Below are 18,383 nucleotides of genomic sequence, written 5' to 3'. Positions count from 1 at the left end.
TAGTAACATGGATAAAAGAAAACCAACTATTCAGAATATTGAAGTGAGTGACCACACCGCAGAGCTGTCGCTGCGTGTGGATGCTGACATCTTAGATTTCCAAGGTCATTTCAGTCACTTTCCTCTTTTACCCGGCGTCACTCAAATTGACTGGGCGTTGTTCTACGCCGTTCAATATTTGAACACACCCAAGGTATTTAAAGGAATGGAAGTCATCAAATTTCAAGAGCCGATTCTGCCAAACGCCGACGTTTGTCTCTCACTCTCTTGGGACAATGAGCGCGAGAAATTGACCTTTAAGTACACATCGAAAAACGGTGAAACCTTGGTGACTCACTCTTCAGGCAAAATGAAACTGGGTGAGTCACGTGAGTGATTACCGTCCCTGCTTTTTAATTCCTTGCTACAACCACGGCAGCACAATTGCAGACGTGGTTGCATCGTTATCCTCTTTCGATTTGCCAGTGCTGGTCGTGGACGACGGCAGTAATGAAGACACCAAACAAGCGCTTTCAGCTTTGAGTGAGCAAGGACTGATAAAACTGATTAGTTTGAGCGAAAACCAAGGTAAAGGTGGCGCGGTAATGGCAGGCCTGCATCAAGCTCACCAGCTTGGTTTTACGCACGCCATTCAAATCGACGCAGACGGTCAACACGACCTAGAAGCATTGCCGAAGTTGCTCAGCGCCAGCAAAACAAAACCAGATAACCTGATTTCGGGCCAACCGATATACGACGAGAGCGTACCTAAATCCCGTTTGTATGGTCGCTACGCTACGCACGTTTGGGTGTGGATAGAAACCTTGTCACTGTCTATCAAAGACAGCATGTGCGGTTTTCGCGCCTACCCAGTGGCGAAAACGGTCGCCGTGTTGAACAAGTACAACATCGGCAAACGCATGGATTTTGATATCGAGATTCTGGTGCGAATGTACTGGGAAGGCGTCGATATTGATTTTGTTCCAACGCGCGTGATCTACCCTGAAGGTGGCATTTCCCACTTCGACGCATTGTGGGATAACGTCAAGATAAGCTGGATGCACACTCGCCTATTTTTTGGCATGTTGCCGCGCATTCCTTCGCTACTCGCCAGAAAGCGCCGTCACACAGACGACAGCAATGCCCACTGGTCGAAACGAAAAGAACAAGGCACGATTTTAGGCATCAAAACCTTACTCGCGGTTTACCGCTTGTTCGGCAGAAAAGCGTTCGACCTGATTTTAAAGTTAGTCATGCGCTACTACCACTTCACGGGTAAATCTGCCCGTGAAGCGTCTGAGATTTACCTGCAAAACTTGCAGCGCTACGCAGCGCAGCAGAACATCGCACTGCCAAAGCAGTTGGACAGCTATCATCATCTGCTTTCCTTTGGGCGTACCATGCTCGACAAACTGGCAGCATGGCAAGGTGACTTTAACGTCGATAACCTAACCATTCACGGCCAGCATCATTTCGAAGAGATGGCGCAGAAAAAACAAGGCGTGCTCATTTTAGGCTCGCACCTTGGCAATATCGAACTCTGCCGCGCGCTTGGTCGTCGACACTCTCATGTCAAAATTAATGCCTTGGTATTTACCCAACACGCTGAACAATTTAATGCGGTAATGAAGGCGGTAAACCCAAATTCGGAACTGAATCTGATTCAAGTCAGCTCAATGGGACCAGACACCGCGATTCTACTTCAACAAAAAATCGAGCAAGGCGAATGGGTGGTGATCGTTGGCGATCGCACTTCCACCAGCAAAGAAAATCGTGTCGTTTGGGCAGATTTTCTTGGTAAACCTGCACCATTCCCGCAAGGCCCATTTATGCTAGCCTCAGTATTAAAAGCGCCGGTTTACCTACTCTTCGGCCTACGCGACGACGAAGCAAACACTCCGCATTTTAATGTGTACTTTGAACACTTTAGTGACCAAATCACGCTACCACGCAAGGAGCGTCAGCAGGCACTAGAACACGTTGTTCAACAGTACGCCCACAGATTAGAACACCACACACTGCAAGCGCCGTTACAGTGGTACAACTTTTTTAACTTCTGGACTTTAAGTAATCAGCCACATGACAAACAACAATAATCACAACATCACTTTTGGTGCCCAATCTTTAACCATCGAAGATGTCGTTGCCATTGCTCAAGGTGCAAAGGCAAACATGAACACCTCGCCAGAATTTACCGCGAAAATCGATCGTGGCGTGGCGTTTCTGGAACGATTACTGAAAGAAGAAGGCGTTATTTACGGCGTGACCACGGGTTACGGCGATTCATGCACTGTGGCGATTCCACCCGCGCTTGTGGATGAACTTCCGTTGCACCTTACGCGCTTCCATGGCTGTGGCTTAGGTCAAATCCTTTCTCATGAGCAAGCTCGCGCGGTGTTGGCGACCCGTTTGTGTTCATTGTCGCAAGGCGTATCTGGCGTGTCTCACGATCTGTTGAACCAAATCGTTACGCTTATCAATCACGACATTGCGCCGCGTATTCCACAAGAAGGCTCGGTGGGCGCAAGCGGCGATTTGACGCCTCTGTCTTACCTAGCGGCGACCTTAATTGGCGAGCGTGAAGTGCTTTACAAAGGTGATGTGCGACCAACACAAGAAGTGTTTGCAGAGCTGGGCATTGAGCCAATTCGCCTAAAACCAAAAGAAGGTTTGGCGTTAATGAACGGTACATCCGTGATGACGGCCCTCGCCTGTCTTGCCTACAAACGCGCAGAATACCTAGCGCAGCTTTGCACCAAGATTACCGCGATGGTCTCTGTGGGTATGCAAGGTAATGACTTCCACTTTGATGAAGCGTTGTTTGCGGTAAAACCTCACCCTGGTCAACAGCAAGTTGCGGCTTGGCTGCGTGATGATCTCAATGCTGAACGTCCGCCACGCAATAGCGACCGACTGCAAGATCGCTACTCGCTGCGTTGTGCACCACACGTGATTGGCATGGTGCAAGACTCACTGCCTTGGCTACGTCAATTGATTGAGAATGAACTAAATAGTGCCAACGACAATCCAATCATCGATGGCGACAACGAGCGCGTTCTGCACGGCGGTCACTTCTACGGTGGTCATATCGCAATGGCGATGGATACGTTGAAAGTGAACATTGCCAACTTAGCTGATTTGCTGGACCGTCAGATGGCGCAACTGATGGATTACAAGTTCAATAACGGCTTGCCGTTTAACTTAACCGGTGCAGAAGGCGAGCGTAAACCGATCAACCACGGCTTTAAAGCGGTTCAGATTGGTATCTCAGCTTGGACGGCAGAAGCGTTGAAAAACACCATGCCAGCAAGCGTTTTTTCTCGCTCAACCGAATGTCACAACCAAGACAAAGTGAGCATGGGCACCATTGCGGCTCGTGATTGCCTACGCGTACTTGAGTTAACAGAGCAAGTTGCTGCGGCTTCACTCCTAGCAAGCGTTCAAGCGGTTGAGATTCGTCGCCGTCATAACGAATTGGACGAACACCACATGAGTCAGAGTTTGCGAGTAATTCGTGACGCCGTACTGAGCGAGTTTGAATTTGTGATTGAAGATCGCCCATTAGAACAAGATTTGCGTCATTTCATTGAACGCATTCAGCAACGTCATTGGCCACTCTACGCGGAGGTATAATGCAAGAGCAGGTTCTCTACCCATTAGAAGCGGAGGTGACTATGGTCACCTCATTCCAAGATGCTGACCCGATGGGCGTGATTTATCACGGCAACTTCTTTCGGTATTTTGAAGAAGCGCGTCGTGTGCTGATGGAGAAGATTCAATACAGCTATCGCGATATGCAAGACTCTGGGTATATGTGGCCGATCATCGATACGCGCGTTAAATACGTCAAGGCGATTCCGTTTAATCACACCATTCGTATTACCGCGCAACTCACTGAGTGGGAAAACCGCTTGCGTGTGGATTACGTGATTTACGACGCCGAAACGAATCAACGTATGTGCAAAGCGCATACAACGCAAGTCGCCGTATCCATTGAAAAGCAAGAGATGTGCTTTGTTTCTCCAGCAGTTTTTTTAGATAAAGTAGAGCAATGGCACAACCATGGGAGTCTGAACTAATGCAAAAGTGGTTACTCTCTTTTTTGTTGATATTTTCTGTTCCAGCACTGGCCACACCGACAGCAAACGTAACGGATTTGGCGTCGCTTCAACAGCAGTTGTCTCAGCATGAAATCGTACGCGGAGATTTTACGCAGCAGCGTCATCTGGAAATGTTCAGTCAACCTCTAACCTCTAAAGGTCAGTTCACACTGAGCAAAACACATGGCTTGTTGTGGCAACAAACAGAACCTTTCGCAGTCAATTTGGTATTGACGGAAAACAAACTTCGTCAGACTTTTGCCAACCAAGATCCGAAAACGATCTCTGCTGAAGAAAACCCAATGGCGTTCTACTTTAGCCATGTGTTTTTATCCGTGTTCCACGGGGATACTTCTGCACTGCAAGAACAATTCACACTCGATTTTTCAGTTGAGAACAATCAGTGGCAGCTCGTTTTAGTGCCCAAACAGTCGCCATTAAATGCGGTGTTTCAATCCATCACTCTTTCCGGTAAAACGCACATTGATCGCCTAACCCTGCAAGAGCTGCGCGGCGATAAGACCGAAATCACGTTTACAAACCAGACCTCTCTACCTCAGGAACTCACGGATGCCGAAGACGCTCAATTCCGTTTCTAAACTCAGTCTCTGCACTCATACCTTTGCTCTGGTTTGGCTCAATCTCGTTGTTTTAGCGGGCGCATTGCTACTCAAACAATGGGTTTGGAGTGCAGAATCTCCGATTGAGACCAACATTTTAAAACTGTTGCCGAAGAACCAACAAAACCCGGTGGCTGAGCAAGCCTTTGAGTCGGTCTCGGCAAGTATGAGCGACAAAGTCATTTTCGTGATCACAGCGCCGGACAAAAATGCCCTTTTTGCAGCGGCCGCTGAATTTGATAAGGGGTTACGCCAAAGTAATCATTTTCGCGATGTGGTGGGAAAAATCTCACCTCAAGAGCAGCAAGCTTGGGCGAGTTACTACTTTAAGCACCGTTTCCAATTGCTGACGCCTGAACAACGAGAGCGTTTAAGCAAAAATCCAGAGCAGCAAGTGCAGCATGTAATTCAGTCTCTGTACAACCCGTTTTCTGGAGTGACCGGGCAAGAGTTACAAAATGACCCTTTCTTGTTATTTCGTGATTATTTAAGCCAAGTTACCCAGCAATCTTCCTCTTTCCGGTTGGATAACGGCTATCTATCCGTCGAAAAAGACGGTGCTCAATACTTACTTATTACTGCTGAGCTAAAAGACTCGCCTTATAGCCTAACTGGGCAGCTTGCAGTCCCTGATATTCAAGCACTAGAACAAAGCGTCGCTCAGAAATATGGCGCTGAAGTCGCACATACTGGCGTTCTATTTTATGCCGACTATGGTACGCAAAGTGCAAAATCGGAGATCAGTACCATCGGTGTGTTCTCTCTGCTCGGTATCATTGCATTGTTCGTGTTGGTCTTTCGTAGTGTGATGCCACTGTCTCTCGCGCTGCTTTCCATCACCATTGGTTTGCTCGTTGCGTTGTCCGTTACGACGTGGATTTTTGGAAAAGTCCATCTGTTCAGCTTAGTGTTTGGCGCAAGTTTAATCGGCGTGTCTATCGACTACGCATTCCACTACCTAACCGAACGTCTTGCGGCGGGAAATGAATGGGATAGCGAGCAAGGGTTAAAGCATATTTTCATAGCTATCACACTTGGCTTAATCACCAGTTTGATCGGCTATTTGGGCATGTTAGTGGCACCGTTTCCTGGTTTGCAGCAGCTTGCGCTGTTTTCATCCATTGGTCTGATTGCCGCTTACATCACCGTGGTGGCTTGGTATCCGATACTGGCTCGTAACCCATCGCGCACCATTTCGAATTTACCGGGACAATCACTGTTGGCGAAATGGTTAACGCTTTGGAATCAACCTCGAATTAAAGTCGGATTACCGATGTTATGTGTGGTTGCGAGTGGCTTTTTCTTGCTGCAATTGAACTACGATGACGACATTCGTCTGCTGCAAACGATGCCGAACGATCTCAAGCAGCAAGAAACCTTGATTACGACGCTCAGTGGCATGCAATCTTCACAGCAAATGCTGGTCGTTACCGCCGACGATGACGAAAACCTAATGAAAAAGCTGGAGTCTTTGACGCCAACTTTAGAAGCGTGGAAAGCGGACAGCACCATCGAAAGCTACCAGAGTCTGAGTCGCTACTTGAGCTCAGTGGAACGTCAGCAACAAGACTATCAATTGATTCGCGATCTTTACGCGACACAATCCAGCCCACTTGCATCTGGGCTGGGCTTAAGTAAAAAGCCCAAAATGGACACCGACTTTATCCCTGTTACGGTTGAGCAGTACTTGCAAAACCCGGTATCAGCGCCTGTACGTTTTCTTCATTTGGGTAAGATCAAAGGAAAATCGGCAACGGTTGTGGTGTTAAACCAATTGCAAGACTCCGCTGTTGTTAAGGCATTTGCTAAATCACAGTCTGATGTTGTCTACCTAAACAAAGCAGAAGAAATATCCGCCCTATTTGGTGAATACCGAATCAAAATCATGGAGCTATTGGTAGCCGCCAGTGCTGTGATCTTTCTGGTATTAATCAAGCGGTACGGTCTGCAACACAGTTGGCGAGTTTTACTGCCATCATTGATTGCTTGCGCGTGTGGTCTGGCAACTGCTGTCGCGATGGGAACAACATTAAACCTGTTCAACTTGCTTGGCTTGGTGCTCATTCTTGGTATAGGGATCGATTACACTCTGTTCTTTGCCGAGAAAGCGCGCAGTGTGAGCACACTATTGGCGATCACCCTTTCGGCAATAACCACTGTGCTGTCATTTGGGTTGCTGTCACTCAGCCAAACTCACGCGATTCACAGTTTCGGCATTACGGTGTTAAGTGGTATTTTTGTCGCTTGGCTGCTCTCTCCGATTGCAATTAAAACAGAGGAAACGACGTCATGATTTTCAATCACGCTTTTCGCTACGCGACGTTCATCACACTGAGCCTGTTTTTAAGTGCATGCAGCTTGGTCCCTCACCAATCGACGCATCAGGTCGACATTGACGAGCACACCCAAGTTAGCTTGCCCACTCCCGCAAGCTTGGGCTACCAGTTGTCTGCCAGTCAGTTGATTACAGCTTCTTGGGCAATAGATGGTAAAACCACATCTGAGCAACTTCCGGTACAACTGCAAGTAACCAACAACGAAGTGGTGCTAGCAGGCTTCTCATCTTGGGGGACAAGAGTACTGTCATTGTCTTACGATGGAGAACAAATCCAAACCGAAGTGCTCAACGGTTTACAAGGTTCGCTACCGCAGCCAGAACAGGTATTATTTAACCTGATGATCACGCTCTGGCCGAGTTCCGCTTGGGAAGGATCGTTAAATGAGGTAAGGTGGCGAATTATTGATAAAAATAATTCTCGCGCCATCTTTGATAGCGACGGTGAAAAGATCATTGAGATTAAATACAGCTCTTCTAACAAGTTAGAGGGTAAGATTGATTTTCATCACCTCAAACATCAGTTTTCAATTTCTATTCAAACACTGCAACATCAGATTAATTAAGAACAATTTAGAATAACAATATGCCTATTCGCTCTTCTCAACCTTTGTATATTCAGGCCTGTGGCTTTCACTCTGCCATGGGACAAGATGACGCGCTCATCCACCAGTGTTTATCGGGAGCGAAGCCATCCAACATGGTGGTTGACCAAGATATTTTAAATTCAGGCCGCCAAACAGTAATCGGTCGAATTGTACAGACGTTACCGCAATTACCGACCGTACTCAGCCAGTTTGATACGAGAAACAACCGCCTCGCACTTTCGGCTTTGCTGCAAATCGAAGGCGACGTGCGTGACGCCATTGCTAAATATGGTCGTGACCGTATCGCAGTCGTGATCGGCACCAGCACATCTGGCATTTCAGATGGCGAAATCGCATTTGGTGAAAAGCTGGCAAAGGGTAATTTTCCTGCCGACTACCATTACACCAAACAAGAGCTTGGCAACTGCAGCGATTTTATTGCCACCTACTTTGATTTGAGCGGCCCACATTACTCAGTTTCAACCGCTTGCTCTTCTAGTGGTCGTGTCTTTTTAACCGCGCAACGCCTGATTCGCTCTGGCATTGTTGATGCGGTCATTGTGGGTGGCGTGGATACCATTTGTCGCCTAACGCTAAACGGCTTTAACGGTTTAGAAGCTCTATCCGATACCCTTTGTAAGCCGTTTGACCAACATCGCAACGGCATCAATATCGGCGAAGCCGCAGCATTAATGTTGCTAAGCAAAACACCTGCGCCCGTTGCTCTTCTCGGAGCTGGCGACAGCTCAGACGCACACCATATTTCCGCACCACATCCAGAAGGTTTAGGCGCAGAAGAAGCGATGAAAAAAGCGTTGGCCAATGCAAGACTTACAGCGCAAGACATTGGTTACATCAACGCGCATGGCACAGCAACGCCGTTAAACGATGCGATGGAAAGCAAAGCCATTCATCGCTGCTTTGGTGACTCCGTCCCTGTGAGCTCTACAAAGCCACTTACCGGACACACATTAGGCGCAGCAAGTGCAACGGAAGCCGCGATCGCTTGGCATATTCTCAAGTACAACCTTGATTTGCCAATACAACACTGCGAAACCAAAGCAGACGATATCCATATATCGTTAGTTGAGACGCCAACCAAACTGGGTAACAAAGCGATTCTCAGCAACTCTTTTGCTTTTGGTGGCAATAATATTAGTCTTATTTTTGGTTACGCTCATGACTAAACTTCCTCCCATCGAACAACTTTTGCCACACGACAAACCAATGATCTTGGTCGATCGTGCCTTGGATGTTCAACAAGATACGATTCACTGCCAGGTTGATATCGCAGAACACAACCCGTTCTTCGACTTGGCCTCTCAAACCGTGCCAGCTTACGTTGGCATTGAGTTTATGGCGCAATCTGTCGCGGCGTGGTCTGGTTACCACGCATTAATGAAAGAACAAGCGCCACCGATTGGCTTTTTACTTGGTAGCCGTCGATACACGTCTGAATGCGATGCGTTTTCTCGCGGACAGGTGCTCGATGTGTATGCTGAAAAAGTTATGGAAGATAACGGTATGGCGGTTTTTTCAGCCCATATTGAGCTACAAGGAACTGTTGTAGCGACTTGCCAATTGAACGTTTACGTTCCATCAGAAGAAAAATTACAAGAAATGAAAATCAGGAGTCAACAATGACCCGACAAGTCCTCGTTACAGGTGCCAGCAAAGGCATCGGTAAAGCCATTGCCGTTCAATTGGCCAAAGATGGTTTCCAAGTCATTGTCCATTACATGGGCGATCAACAAGGCGCGAAAGACGCCCTAGACACCATCGAACAGCATGGTGGTAGCGGTCGTCTTATCCAATTCGACATTAGTGACCGTGCAGATTGTCGAGAGAAGCTAGAAGCCGATATCGCCGAACACGGCGCTTACTATGGCGTCGTGAACAATGCTGGCATCACAAAAGATACCGCTTTCCCTGCGATGACCGAAGAAGAATGGGATGGTGTGATTCATACCAACCTAGATAGCTTCTACAACGTTCTTCACCCTTGTGTTATGCCAATGGTGCAAAAGCGCAAAGGCGGCCGAATTGTTACGCTTGCATCAGTCTCTGGCCTAATGGGGAATCGTGGTCAAACTAACTACAGCGCAGCGAAAGCGGGCGTAATTGGTGCAACAAAATCACTCGCACTTGAACTGGCAAAACGCAAAATCACCGTCAACTGCGTTGCTCCAGGGCTTATCGACACTGGCATGGTAGACGAACACGTAAAAGAACACGCGATGCCGCAAATTCCTTTGCGCCGCATGGGAGAGCCAGAAGAAGTCGCTGGTTTAGTCAGTTACCTTATGTCTGACATCGCAAGCTATGTAACTCGCCAAGTCATTTCGGTAAACGGAGGCCTAGTATGAGCCGTCGAGTTGTTGTAACCGGAATGTCGGGTGTGACTGCGTTTGGTAACGATTGGCAATCTGTCGAGCCAAAACTGCGTGACTGCCAGAACGCGACGCAATACATGCCTTCTTACGAACAGTATGATGGTTTGAACACCAAGCTCGCGGCACCAATTTTAGATTTTGAACTGCCAAAGCACTACAAGCGTAAACAAGTACGTGGCATGGGGCGTGTTTCCAAATTAGCGACCGTCGCAACAGAAAACGCACTAAGCCAAGCAGGTTTGATTGGTAACGACGTGCTAACCAACGGTCAAACGGGTATCGCATACGGCTCATCAACAGGCAGTACCGACGCAATCGGCGCATTTGGTGTCATGCTGAATGAGAAAACCACAAAAGCGATCACCGCAACGACTTACGTGCAGATGATGCCGCACACTACGGCAGTGAACGTTGGTCTATTTTTCGGTTTGAAAGGCCGAGTGATACCAACCAGCAGTGCATGTACCTCTGGCAGCCAAGCAATCGGCTATGCCTACGAAGCGATCAAACACGGCTACCAAACGGTAATGGTTGCTGGTGGCGCTGAAGAATTGTGCCCAACGGAATCCGCTGTCTTCGATACCCTTTTTGCCACCAGTCTGAAGAATGAAGACCCGAAAAGCACACCAAGACCTTATGACTCCGATCGCGATGGTTTGGTGATTGGTGAAGGTGCGGGAACGCTGGTTCTGGAAGAGTACGAACACGCCGTCGCTCGTGGCGCGAAAATCTATGCAGAAATCATCGGTTTTGCCAGCAACTGTGATGCCGCACACGTCACTCAACCACAGATGGAAACCATGCAAATCTGTATGGAAATGGCTTTGCAAAACGCGGGGATTCCTGCTGAGAAGATCGACTATGTATCTGCTCACGGCACTGCCACCGACCGCGGTGATATTGCAGAAAGCAACGCAACAGCGAATGCTCTGGGCAAAGTGTCAATCAGTTCACTCAAGAGCTACTTTGGCCACACACTAGGCGCCTGTGGCGCGATTGAAGCGTGGCTAGGTTTAGAAATGATGCACACAGGCTGGTTCAACCCAACGCTCAACCTAGAAAACCTCGACGAGCAATGTGGTGATTTAGACTACATCGCCGGACAAGGCCGAGAGCTGGACGTGAAATACTTGATGAGTAACAACTTCGCCTTTGGCGGCATCAACACCTCCATCATCTTTAAAAAGATGTAATGCCCTTAGTAAATGCAAAAGCGCTGGTTAGCCAGCGCTTTTTTGTTGGTGGCTATCCAGATTGCTAGAAATTGCAATGGCTAGAATGCCATTCAAAAGTTGTAGATAGAGTGGTAATTACAGCCAAAAAACCTAAAAACGACAAAGCCCCGACAACTCAAAGAGTTATCGGGGCTTTTAAATAATGGCACGCCCTATTGGATTCGAACCAATGACCACATCCTTAGAAGGGACGTGCTCTATCCAGCTGAGCTAAGGGCGCGCTACAGGGACAGGATTATACGAGTTCAAACGGGTAAATCAACGGGTTTTCATAACATTCTGATCTGAATGCCTAAAAAAAGTCCATCAAAACGCTTAATGTTCAAAAACACCACAAAGCAAACGTTTGCGTATGGATGTTAATAAGAAATTCTGCGACAATGCGCTGCAGATAATTTGCCTTCTTAATTTATAAGGAAAGTCATGACTGCTCAAAATATAGACGGAACTCTCATTTCCCAAACTGTTCGCTCCGAAGTGGCTGCACGTGTTAAAGCGCGCGTTGAAGCTGGGCTACGTGCTCCTGGTTTAGCAGTGGTTCTAGTTGGTGAAGATCCTGCTTCTCAGGTTTATGTCGGTAGCAAACGCCGCGCATGTGAAGAAGTTGGGTTTGTTTCTAAGTCTTTTGACCTTCCTGCGTCTAGCTCAGAAGAAGAGTTACTAGCGCTGATTGATGAATTAAACAACGATGATGAAATTGACGGCATTCTAGTGCAATTACCCCTTCCTGCGGGCATCGACACAACACATGTTTTAGAGCGCATTCACCCAGAGAAAGACGTGGATGGCTTCCACCCTTACAACGTTGGTCGTCTTGCGCAACGTATTCCAAAGCTTCGCTCTTGCACGCCAAAGGGCATCATTACCCTACTAGACCGTTACAACATTGAGCTACGTGGTAAGCATGCGGTTGTGGTTGGCGCGTCAAACATTGTTGGTCGTCCAATGACACTTGAGCTGCTGCTTGCGGGCTGTACAACAACAACATGTCACCGTTTTACCAAAGACCTAGAGAGTCATGTGCGTCAAGCTGACGTCGTTGTGGTTGCAGTTGGTAAGCCAAACTTCATCCCTGGAGAGTGGATTAAGAAAGGTGCAGTGGTGGTCGATGTCGGCATTAACCGTCTTGATTCAGGCAAGCTAGTTGGCGACGTGGAATACGATAAAGCACGTGAAAGTGCGAGCTTTATTACTCCTGTCCCTGGTGGTGTTGGCCCAATGACCGTTGCAAGTTTAATCGAGAACACGATGCTCGCTTGCGAACAGTTCCACACAGACAAATAACGTAAAACTTCAGATACGAAAAAGGCTCCGCAAGGAGCCTTTTTGCTAATTTTAGATATCTATTTCAATTACAGACTTAAAATCACGCCCGCAATCGAAGCGCTCATTAAGTTCGCCATCACACCAGCGATAATCGCACGGAAACCATGCTTAGAAACAAATGCACGCTTTTCTGGTACCAATGAGCCCAACCCACCAATCAGCATCGCCATGCTTGAGATGTTAGCAAAACCACACAAAGCAAACGTCACGATTGCTTGTGAGTGTTCACTGAGTTGAGACTTCACTTCAGCAAGTTGGATGAAGGCAACGAACTCATTCACCACAATCTTATTACCAATCAACGAGCCAGCTGTGGTTGCTTCTTGCCATGGTACACCTAATAACCAAGCGACAGGTGCGAATACATACCCTAGGATCAACTCGAAGCTTAGTGGCGTCCCAACAAGGTCACCAATCCAACCTAGCATGCCGTTTAACATTGCAATGACACTGATGAAAGCCAATAGCGTACCACCTACCGATACAGCAATGCGTACACCCGCCATTGCACCATCGGCTAATGCTTCTACTACGTTGGTTGCACGTGGAATTTCAACTTGGCTAATGTCGATATCTGCTGCTTTATCCGTATCTTCTGGCATTAAAATTTTTGCCATCAGCAAGCCCGCAGGTGCCGACATAAATGCAGCAGCAATAAGATAGTTAAGGTCGACGCCCAGTGATGCGTAACCGACCAACGTTCCACCAGCAACTGATGCCAAACCACCTGTCATAACTGCAAAAAACTGCGAGTCAGTCATGTGTTTTAGGTAAGGCTTCACCATCAATGGTGCTTCAATGGTGCCAACAAAGATATTCGCCGTAGCAGACAAAGACTCCGCACGACCGATACCCAGCAGTTTTTGAATACCGCCACCGATAAAGTTGATGATTCTTGGCATCACGCCAATGTGATAAAGACCTGAGATAAGAGAGGAAAAGAAAACGATGATACCCAGAACATTGATCGCAAAGGTGAAGCCCCCTGTCGCCAAATTACCGAATAAAAACGCAATGCCCTCTTGACCATAGTTGATCAAATTCGACACTACGCCGCTCACTGAATTCAGCGCATCTCGTCCTGCTGGTACATATAAAACTAACAACGCAAACAGTACCTGCAAAGCAAACGCAAACGACACTGTTCTCAGCTTTATATTTTTTCTATTTGTAGAAAGTAGCCATGCTACGAATAGTATGGCTACTATACCAATAATTGAGTTCATAAAATGAATCCGACAGAAGGGGATATGGAAGGCACCGGATTGTATAGTGGACTCAAAATGCTGCAAGTTGAGGATGTTAACAGTGTGAAAAGTTTAAGCGCCCAATAATTGACCTTAATTATAAGGCATTGAATTATATGAATATAAACGTTTGCTTATTTTTATTGTTTCCATATGGAAAAGATGTTTCTAGTTCTGGAAAAATTTTTGTGAAGTTAATCACTTTATGTGTCGTTCAATAACGTCATTGATCCTGTTACTTAGGAATAGAGATGTAAGGAGCTAGACGTTGATCCCAATGACACGGGTTACCGATCTTCTGTTTGATGAAGTTAATCACTGCGGATATTTTTTTGGGCATATGTTGGCGGCTTGGATACACCGCATAAAACGGCATCGACTGGCTTGCTTTCCAGTCCGGTAACAGCTGTATTAACTTACCCGTTCTGAACTCATCCCCCAGCAAGTAAGTGGCAAGGTAGGCAATGCCCCAACCTGCAATAGCGGCATCCCGAACGGCTTCTGCCAGATCCACTGAATAGTTACCCGAGACTTTTACGTTCAATTCTTGCTGATCTTTGGTAAATGCCCACCCCGTATAGTCACGCTCCCAGCTTCTGTATATAAGACAGTTGTGAGCAGATAGGTCATCCGGTTCTGTTGGCGTGTCATGGTTCAATAAGTAATCTGGTGATGCCGCTACAACAAACTGGCAATCCGTCAAACGCTGCGCAATGTAGCCTTCAGGTAAATGCTCGTTGTTGGTCACCCATAAATCGAGCCCTTCGGCTAACATATCGACTTTATAGTCAAACAAATGCACCTCCACTTGAAGTTGAGGATACAGTTCGCGCAACTCTTGAATTGCAGGGATAATGTGCAAGGTACCGAATGATTGCGACAACCCAAGGCGCACTAAGCCTGCCACTTCATCCCGCTGGGTTTCCATCTCTAACGTGGCACTGCTCACCGCTTGTACCACTTGCTCACAGTGATGAAAAAAGGTTTTTCCTGCCTCAGTCGGCGTAAAGCTTCGCGTAGTGCGTTGAACAAGCTTGATACCAAGAGACGCTTCTAGCTGACTCAACTGCTTACTCACATGAGACACCGACACGCCTAAGCTCTTTGCAGCAGCAGTGAAACTTTTATGTTTAAGAAGAGCGGAGAAGATCACCATTTGTGCAGCACGTTCAGATAACACGCTTTACCTCGATTTGATTATAGGAAAAACAAAGGACTCCGAAGAGCCCTCATACTGGATGCCAAGTGATTATTTGATAACAGCTCAGTATTTAATTCGGTCAGCCAAGTGACTCACGGCGAGTGCGAAGTAGTAAGAGCGGTTCCACTTCATCAGTACGTTGTAGTTATTGTAAACCAGATACGTACGACCATTTTCGTCGTCCGGCATGATCAACCATGCTTTGATGTCTTCATCCAATTTTGGCAACGGACTACCATCGTATTTTGTGATACCAAGTTTGCTCCACTCCTGAAGATATTTACCTTTTTCAGCCGTGCGCCCTTCTAAGCTGCGATCAATGCCTTTAGGAACTTTCACTTGGCGACCCCAAGTGTATTTGTCATCCCAGCCGGACTTGCTCAAATAGTTAGCCGTTGATGCAAACACGTCGGCTTCAGATTGCCAAATGTCTTTTTTACCATCCCCGTTGCCGTCAGCGGCAAAACGAAGAAAAGAGCTTGGCATAAACTGACATTGCCCCATCGCACCAGCCCATGAACCCTTAAAGTTTTCCAGTTCAATATGGCCTTGATCGAGGATCTGCAATGCCGACATGGTCTCTTTACGGAAAAACTCTTCACGACGACCTTCAAATGCCATTGTAGACAACGCGTCAATCACTTTGAAGTTACCCGTAAATTTACCAAAGTTACTTTCTACACCCCACAGCGCCACGATAAAACGAGGCTGCACACTGTACTCATCGCCTATACGCTTTAGCTCGGTGTAATGCTCTTTATAGAGTTGTCTTGCTTGCTTGACCTTCCATTCGGGCACCGCGCGAGGAATGTATTCATCCAACGTCAGTTTCTTCTCTGGTTGGTTTCGGTCCGCTTTTACTGCTCGAGGCTTGTACTCAACATTCGCAAAAGCAGCACTAATGACCTGCTCTGAGATACCTTTATCACGCGCTTCAGCACGCAGCTTATTCAAGTATTCATCGAAACCCTCGCTACTTGCAAAAGCCGAGGTACACACACCAACGCTAAGCATGGTAGCCAGTATTTTTTTCATATTGCCCTCCTTGAGCAAGGCAGAAATCCCAGATGAAAAACGATGACGTTATTCGCCTTTCTGCTGGGCTTTTTGTTCTTTGTACTTTTCTAGTAGGTTCTCCGGCGGAGGCGGAATCTGCAAAAAGAAGCCATCATTTTGCAATGAAGCCTTCACTTTTTCGATATCAACTTGTGCCAATTTACGGCCATCAAGTTTAATCGTCATAACAGCGATAGGCTTACCGAACATCTGCATTAAGGTGTCAGGAACCTGTGAAAAATCATCCTTTTTCGGAATATAGAGATAAGTACCTTCTTTTTTCGAGCTTTTATAAATAGAACAAAGCATGACACGCCTTTTATGCTGATTTAGCCGCGTTGAGTGCGGATTAGGTTGAAAACGTCAAATTCTCGCAAACTTAATAGCAAATTTGAGATTAATTCACCTATTTGCCCACGAGAGAACTTGCTGCGTCAAAGGATGAAATATAACATGACATACCTAGTTTAAGGCAACGCTCTTTCAATAAAGGCAAGAAGTCCACGATGACCCATTCACCAGACCTTAAAGGTAGCAGTTTTACATTGTCAGTTTTACACCTTTCTGACAATGAGATCGCAAAGACTGTCGAATTTTTGCAAGAAAAAGTTTCTCAAGCACCTTCTTTTTTTGCATCCGCGCCTTTGGTAATCAATATAGCAAAAGTACAAGGCGACATTGATTTCCCTAAGCTTAAACAAGGCATCTCAGATGCTGGTTTTATTCCGGTCGGTGTAACGGGCTGTAAAGACAAGCGTGTACAAAATCTTGCTTCCGAAGCTGGCTTCGCCATTATGTCGGCAAGCAAATCACCAAGCCAGGCGCCAGCCAAAATGGCACCAACGAAAGTAGTTCGCACGCCTGTTCGATCAGGACAACAGATCTACGCGAAAGATGGTGATTTGGTGGTGTTAGCGCACGTAAGTGCTGGTGCTGAAGTCATCGCTGACGGCTCTATTCATATCCATGGCACACTTCGAGGCCGTGCGATTGCAGGCGCAAGTGGTCAGCAGGAAGCGCGTATTATTTGCCACGATTTACAAGCAGAACTGGTATCCATTGCGGGTGACTACTGGTTAAGCGATCAAATTGAAAGCGAGTACTGGCAAAAGAAAGTAATGATCAGTAAAGCCGATGAATCATTGCATTTAGAAGTTCTCGCGATTTAATCTAAAAAGGAAAAAAAATGGCACGCATTATTGTAGTAACGTCTGGTAAAGGTGGCGTTGGTAAAACCACTTCAAGCGCAGCCATCGCCTCTGGTCTAGCTCTGAAGGGAAAAAAGACCGCGGTGATCGATTTTGATATCGGTTTGCGTAACCTCGACCTAATCATGGGCTGTGAGCGCCGTGTCGTGTATGACTTTGTAAACGTCATTAACGGCGAAGCGACATTAAACCAAGCGCTGATCAAAGATAAGCGCACGGACAACCTATTCATTCTTCCTGCTTCTCAAACTCGTGATAAAGACGCACTGACAAAAGATGGTGTTCAGCGCGTATTCGGCGAACTTGATGAAATGGGCTTTGATTTCATTATTTGTGATTCACCAGCAGGTATCGAACAAGGCGCATTGATGGCCTTGTACTACGCCGATGAAGCCATTGTCACAACGAATCCAGAAGTCTCTTCTGTGCGTGACTCTGACCGCATTCTCGGTATTTTAGATTCTAAGTCCCTGCGTGCAGAACAAGGGCTAGAACCAGTAAAACAGCACCTGCTACTGACTCGCTACAACCCATCTCGCGTCACTCAAGGCGAAATGCTAAGCGTTGAAGACGTAGAGGAGATCTTACATATTCCACTACTGGGCGTGATTCCAGAAAGCCAAGCCGTGCTTAACGCGTCAAACAAAGGTGTGCCGGTCACTTTTGACGATAACACCGATGCGGGCATGGCTTATTCTGACACCGTTGATCGCCTATTAGGCAATCAGGTTGAATTTCGTTTCCTTACTGAGGAGAAGAAAGGACTCTTTAAACGACTCTTTGGAGGCTAGACATGTCATTATTAGAATTTTTCCGCCCACAGAAGAAAACTTCTGCGAATCTAGCTAAAGAGCGTTTGCAAATCATTGTTGCTGAGCGCCGCAGCCAAAATGATCCTGCGCCTTCTTACTTGCCTCAATTGAAAGAGGACATCTTGAAGGTGATCAGTAAGTACGTGGCAATTGATCCAAATATGGTTGACTTAACATTTGAGCACAAAGACGACGATATCTCAGTTCTTGAGCTCAATGTGAAGCTACCAGACGACGAGAAGTAATCAGTTTCTCTCGCGAGACGAATACTCTAATTAGAACGA

At 46.8% G+C, this 18,383-nt stretch carries 19 protein-coding genes and 1 tRNA gene; 15 read left to right on the top strand and 5 right to left on the bottom strand.

Translation table 11 applies throughout. From position 1 onward, the window contains the following. Positions 1-7: 7 nt before the first annotated feature. From R2S67_RS17540 to R2S67_RS17490, 11 genes are read left to right on the top strand one after another with little or no spacing between them, the layout of a single operon-like run. The gene (locus R2S67_RS17540) at positions 8-376 is read left to right on the top strand and encodes a hypothetical protein (RefSeq protein ID WP_021449611.1); all 369 of its coding nucleotides are present in this window, start codon (positions 8-10) and stop codon (positions 374-376) included. After that, entirely contained in the window at positions 369-2,075 is a 1,707-nt protein-coding gene (locus R2S67_RS17535; protein WP_317346016.1) for a glycosyltransferase family 2 protein, read from the top strand. Before R2S67_RS17540 ends, R2S67_RS17535 begins: the two co-directional genes overlap by 8 nt. Beyond that, positions 2,059-3,612, top strand: coding sequence for a histidine ammonia-lyase (hutH, locus tag R2S67_RS17530; protein ID WP_017448720.1), 1,554 nt, complete (start codon positions 2,059-2,061; stop codon positions 3,610-3,612). Before R2S67_RS17535 ends, hutH begins: the two co-directional genes overlap by 17 nt. Then, a complete protein-coding gene (locus tag R2S67_RS17525) occupies positions 3,612-4,058 on the top strand; it encodes an acyl-CoA thioesterase (protein WP_005388315.1) in 447 nt (148 codons plus the stop codon). The genes hutH and R2S67_RS17525 overlap by 1 nt, the downstream gene beginning before the upstream one ends. Further along, on the top strand, positions 4,058-4,678 hold the full coding sequence (locus R2S67_RS17520) for a LolA family protein (RefSeq protein ID WP_272164936.1): 621 nt from the start codon (positions 4,058-4,060) through the stop codon (positions 4,676-4,678). The genes R2S67_RS17525 and R2S67_RS17520 overlap by 1 nt, the downstream gene beginning before the upstream one ends. Continuing rightward, positions 4,650-6,992 carry an MMPL family transporter gene (locus tag R2S67_RS17515; protein WP_317346005.1) on the top strand — a complete coding sequence of 781 codons (2,343 nt, stop codon included), beginning with the start codon at positions 4,650-4,652 and terminating at the stop codon, positions 6,990-6,992. Before R2S67_RS17520 ends, R2S67_RS17515 begins: the two co-directional genes overlap by 29 nt. Continuing rightward, entirely contained in the window at positions 6,989-7,600 is a 612-nt protein-coding gene (locus R2S67_RS17510) for a DUF3261 domain-containing protein (RefSeq protein ID WP_317346003.1), read from the top strand. The genes R2S67_RS17515 and R2S67_RS17510 overlap by 4 nt, the downstream gene beginning before the upstream one ends. 20 nt (positions 7,601-7,620) lie before the next feature. Further along, complete coding sequence (locus R2S67_RS17505) at positions 7,621-8,808, top strand: beta-ketoacyl-[acyl-carrier-protein] synthase family protein (protein WP_317346000.1); 1,188 nt, start codon at positions 7,621-7,623, stop codon at positions 8,806-8,808. Further along, on the top strand, positions 8,801-9,265 hold the full coding sequence (locus R2S67_RS17500; RefSeq protein ID WP_012842034.1) for a hotdog family protein: 465 nt from the start codon (positions 8,801-8,803) through the stop codon (positions 9,263-9,265). The genes R2S67_RS17505 and R2S67_RS17500 overlap by 8 nt, the downstream gene beginning before the upstream one ends. After that, complete coding sequence (fabG, locus tag R2S67_RS17495) at positions 9,262-9,987, top strand: 3-oxoacyl-ACP reductase FabG (RefSeq protein WP_317345997.1); 726 nt, start codon at positions 9,262-9,264, stop codon at positions 9,985-9,987. Before R2S67_RS17500 ends, fabG begins: the two co-directional genes overlap by 4 nt. Further along, positions 9,984-11,207, top strand: coding sequence for a beta-ketoacyl-ACP synthase (locus tag R2S67_RS17490; protein ID WP_317345994.1), 1,224 nt, complete (start codon positions 9,984-9,986; stop codon positions 11,205-11,207). The genes fabG and R2S67_RS17490 overlap by 4 nt, the downstream gene beginning before the upstream one ends. A 185-nt stretch (positions 11,208-11,392) precedes the next feature. Here R2S67_RS17490 and R2S67_RS17485 read toward each other — a convergent pair. Then, a tRNA-Arg gene (locus R2S67_RS17485) sits at positions 11,393-11,469 on the bottom strand. Positions 11,470-11,672: 203 nt separating this feature from the next. Here R2S67_RS17485 and folD point away from each other — a divergent pair. Next, complete coding sequence (gene folD / locus R2S67_RS17480) at positions 11,673-12,533, top strand: bifunctional methylenetetrahydrofolate dehydrogenase/methenyltetrahydrofolate cyclohydrolase FolD (RefSeq protein ID WP_005382297.1); 861 nt, start codon at positions 11,673-11,675, stop codon at positions 12,531-12,533. A 68-nt stretch (positions 12,534-12,601) separates the two neighbouring features. Here the strand turns inward: folD and R2S67_RS17475 are convergent, their stop codons facing one another. The 4 genes from R2S67_RS17475 to R2S67_RS17460 all read right to left on the bottom strand — a co-directional run bounded on the left by R2S67_RS17475 (position 12,602) and on the right by R2S67_RS17460 (position 16,388). Then, positions 12,602-13,801, bottom strand: a complete 1,200-nt coding sequence (locus R2S67_RS17475; RefSeq protein ID WP_317345990.1) for a NupC/NupG family nucleoside CNT transporter — start codon at positions 13,799-13,801, stop codon at positions 12,602-12,604. A gap of 256 nt (positions 13,802-14,057) precedes the next feature. Beyond that, entirely contained in the window at positions 14,058-15,002 is a 945-nt protein-coding gene (locus R2S67_RS17470) for a LysR family transcriptional regulator (protein ID WP_317345989.1), read from the bottom strand. Positions 15,003-15,086: 84 nt separating this feature from the next. Next, positions 15,087-16,058, bottom strand: coding sequence for a lytic transglycosylase domain-containing protein (locus R2S67_RS17465; RefSeq protein WP_256949279.1), 972 nt, complete (start codon positions 16,056-16,058; stop codon positions 15,087-15,089). 48 nt (positions 16,059-16,106) lie between these two features. Further along, on the bottom strand, positions 16,107-16,388 hold the full coding sequence (locus tag R2S67_RS17460) for a YcgL domain-containing protein (protein ID WP_317345987.1): 282 nt from the start codon (positions 16,386-16,388) through the stop codon (positions 16,107-16,109). A gap of 197 nt (positions 16,389-16,585) precedes the next feature. Here R2S67_RS17460 and minC point away from each other — a divergent pair, with 197 nt between their 5' ends. The 3 genes from minC to minE are packed head-to-tail and all read left to right on the top strand — an operon-like array spanning position 16,586 to position 18,344. Further along, positions 16,586-17,248 (top strand): septum site-determining protein MinC, encoded by a 663-nt coding sequence (gene minC, locus R2S67_RS17455; protein WP_005382304.1) that lies wholly within the window; start codon positions 16,586-16,588, stop codon positions 17,246-17,248. Between the two features lie 17 nt (positions 17,249-17,265). After that, entirely contained in the window at positions 17,266-18,078 is an 813-nt protein-coding gene (minD, locus tag R2S67_RS17450) for a septum site-determining protein MinD (RefSeq protein WP_005388331.1), read from the top strand. A 2-nt stretch (positions 18,079-18,080) separates the two neighbouring features. Beyond that, positions 18,081-18,344, top strand: a complete 264-nt coding sequence (gene minE, locus R2S67_RS17445) for a cell division topological specificity factor MinE (RefSeq protein WP_005396037.1) — start codon at positions 18,081-18,083, stop codon at positions 18,342-18,344. The last annotated feature ends 39 nt before the right edge of the window (positions 18,345-18,383 follow it).

Origin of the sequence: Vibrio sp. T13N, assembly GCF_032970445.1 — a bacterium.
Classification (GTDB): domain Bacteria; phylum Pseudomonadota; class Gammaproteobacteria; order Enterobacterales; family Vibrionaceae; genus Vibrio; species Vibrio diabolicus.
The sequence above is the reverse complement of the archived record's forward strand: the minus strand, read 5'-3'. Positions and strand labels throughout refer to the sequence as shown.

Excerpts from the sequence above, each read along its gene's own strand:
- R2S67_RS17540 (WP_021449611.1), top strand. The coding sequence starts at position 8 with ATGGATAAAAGAAAACCAACTATTCAGAATATTGAAGTGAGTGACCAC.
- hutH (WP_017448720.1), top strand. The coding sequence starts at position 2,059 with ATGACAAACAACAATAATCACAACATCACTTTTGGTGCCCAATCTTTA.
- R2S67_RS17525 (WP_005388315.1), top strand. The coding sequence starts at position 3,612 with ATGCAAGAGCAGGTTCTCTACCCATTAGAAGCGGAGGTGACTATGGTC.
- R2S67_RS17520 (WP_272164936.1), top strand. The coding sequence starts at position 4,058 with ATGCAAAAGTGGTTACTCTCTTTTTTGTTGATATTTTCTGTTCCAGCA.
- R2S67_RS17515 (WP_317346005.1), top strand. The coding sequence starts at position 4,650 with ATGCCGAAGACGCTCAATTCCGTTTCTAAACTCAGTCTCTGCACTCAT.
- R2S67_RS17510 (WP_317346003.1), top strand. The coding sequence starts at position 6,989 with ATGATTTTCAATCACGCTTTTCGCTACGCGACGTTCATCACACTGAGC.
- R2S67_RS17505 (WP_317346000.1), top strand. The coding sequence starts at position 7,621 with ATGCCTATTCGCTCTTCTCAACCTTTGTATATTCAGGCCTGTGGCTTT.
- R2S67_RS17500 (WP_012842034.1), top strand. The coding sequence starts at position 8,801 with ATGACTAAACTTCCTCCCATCGAACAACTTTTGCCACACGACAAACCA.
- fabG (WP_317345997.1), top strand. The coding sequence starts at position 9,262 with ATGACCCGACAAGTCCTCGTTACAGGTGCCAGCAAAGGCATCGGTAAA.
- R2S67_RS17490 (WP_317345994.1), top strand. The coding sequence starts at position 9,984 with ATGAGCCGTCGAGTTGTTGTAACCGGAATGTCGGGTGTGACTGCGTTT.
- folD (WP_005382297.1), top strand. The coding sequence starts at position 11,673 with ATGACTGCTCAAAATATAGACGGAACTCTCATTTCCCAAACTGTTCGC.
- R2S67_RS17475 (WP_317345990.1), bottom strand. The coding sequence starts at position 13,801 with ATGAACTCAATTATTGGTATAGTAGCCATACTATTCGTAGCATGGCTA.
- R2S67_RS17465 (WP_256949279.1), bottom strand. The coding sequence starts at position 16,058 with ATGAAAAAAATACTGGCTACCATGCTTAGCGTTGGTGTGTGTACCTCG.
- R2S67_RS17460 (WP_317345987.1), bottom strand. The coding sequence starts at position 16,388 with ATGCTTTGTTCTATTTATAAAAGCTCGAAAAAAGAAGGTACTTATCTC.
- minC (WP_005382304.1), top strand. The coding sequence starts at position 16,586 with ATGACCCATTCACCAGACCTTAAAGGTAGCAGTTTTACATTGTCAGTT.
- minD (WP_005388331.1), top strand. The coding sequence starts at position 17,266 with ATGGCACGCATTATTGTAGTAACGTCTGGTAAAGGTGGCGTTGGTAAA.
- minE (WP_005396037.1), top strand. The coding sequence starts at position 18,081 with ATGTCATTATTAGAATTTTTCCGCCCACAGAAGAAAACTTCTGCGAAT.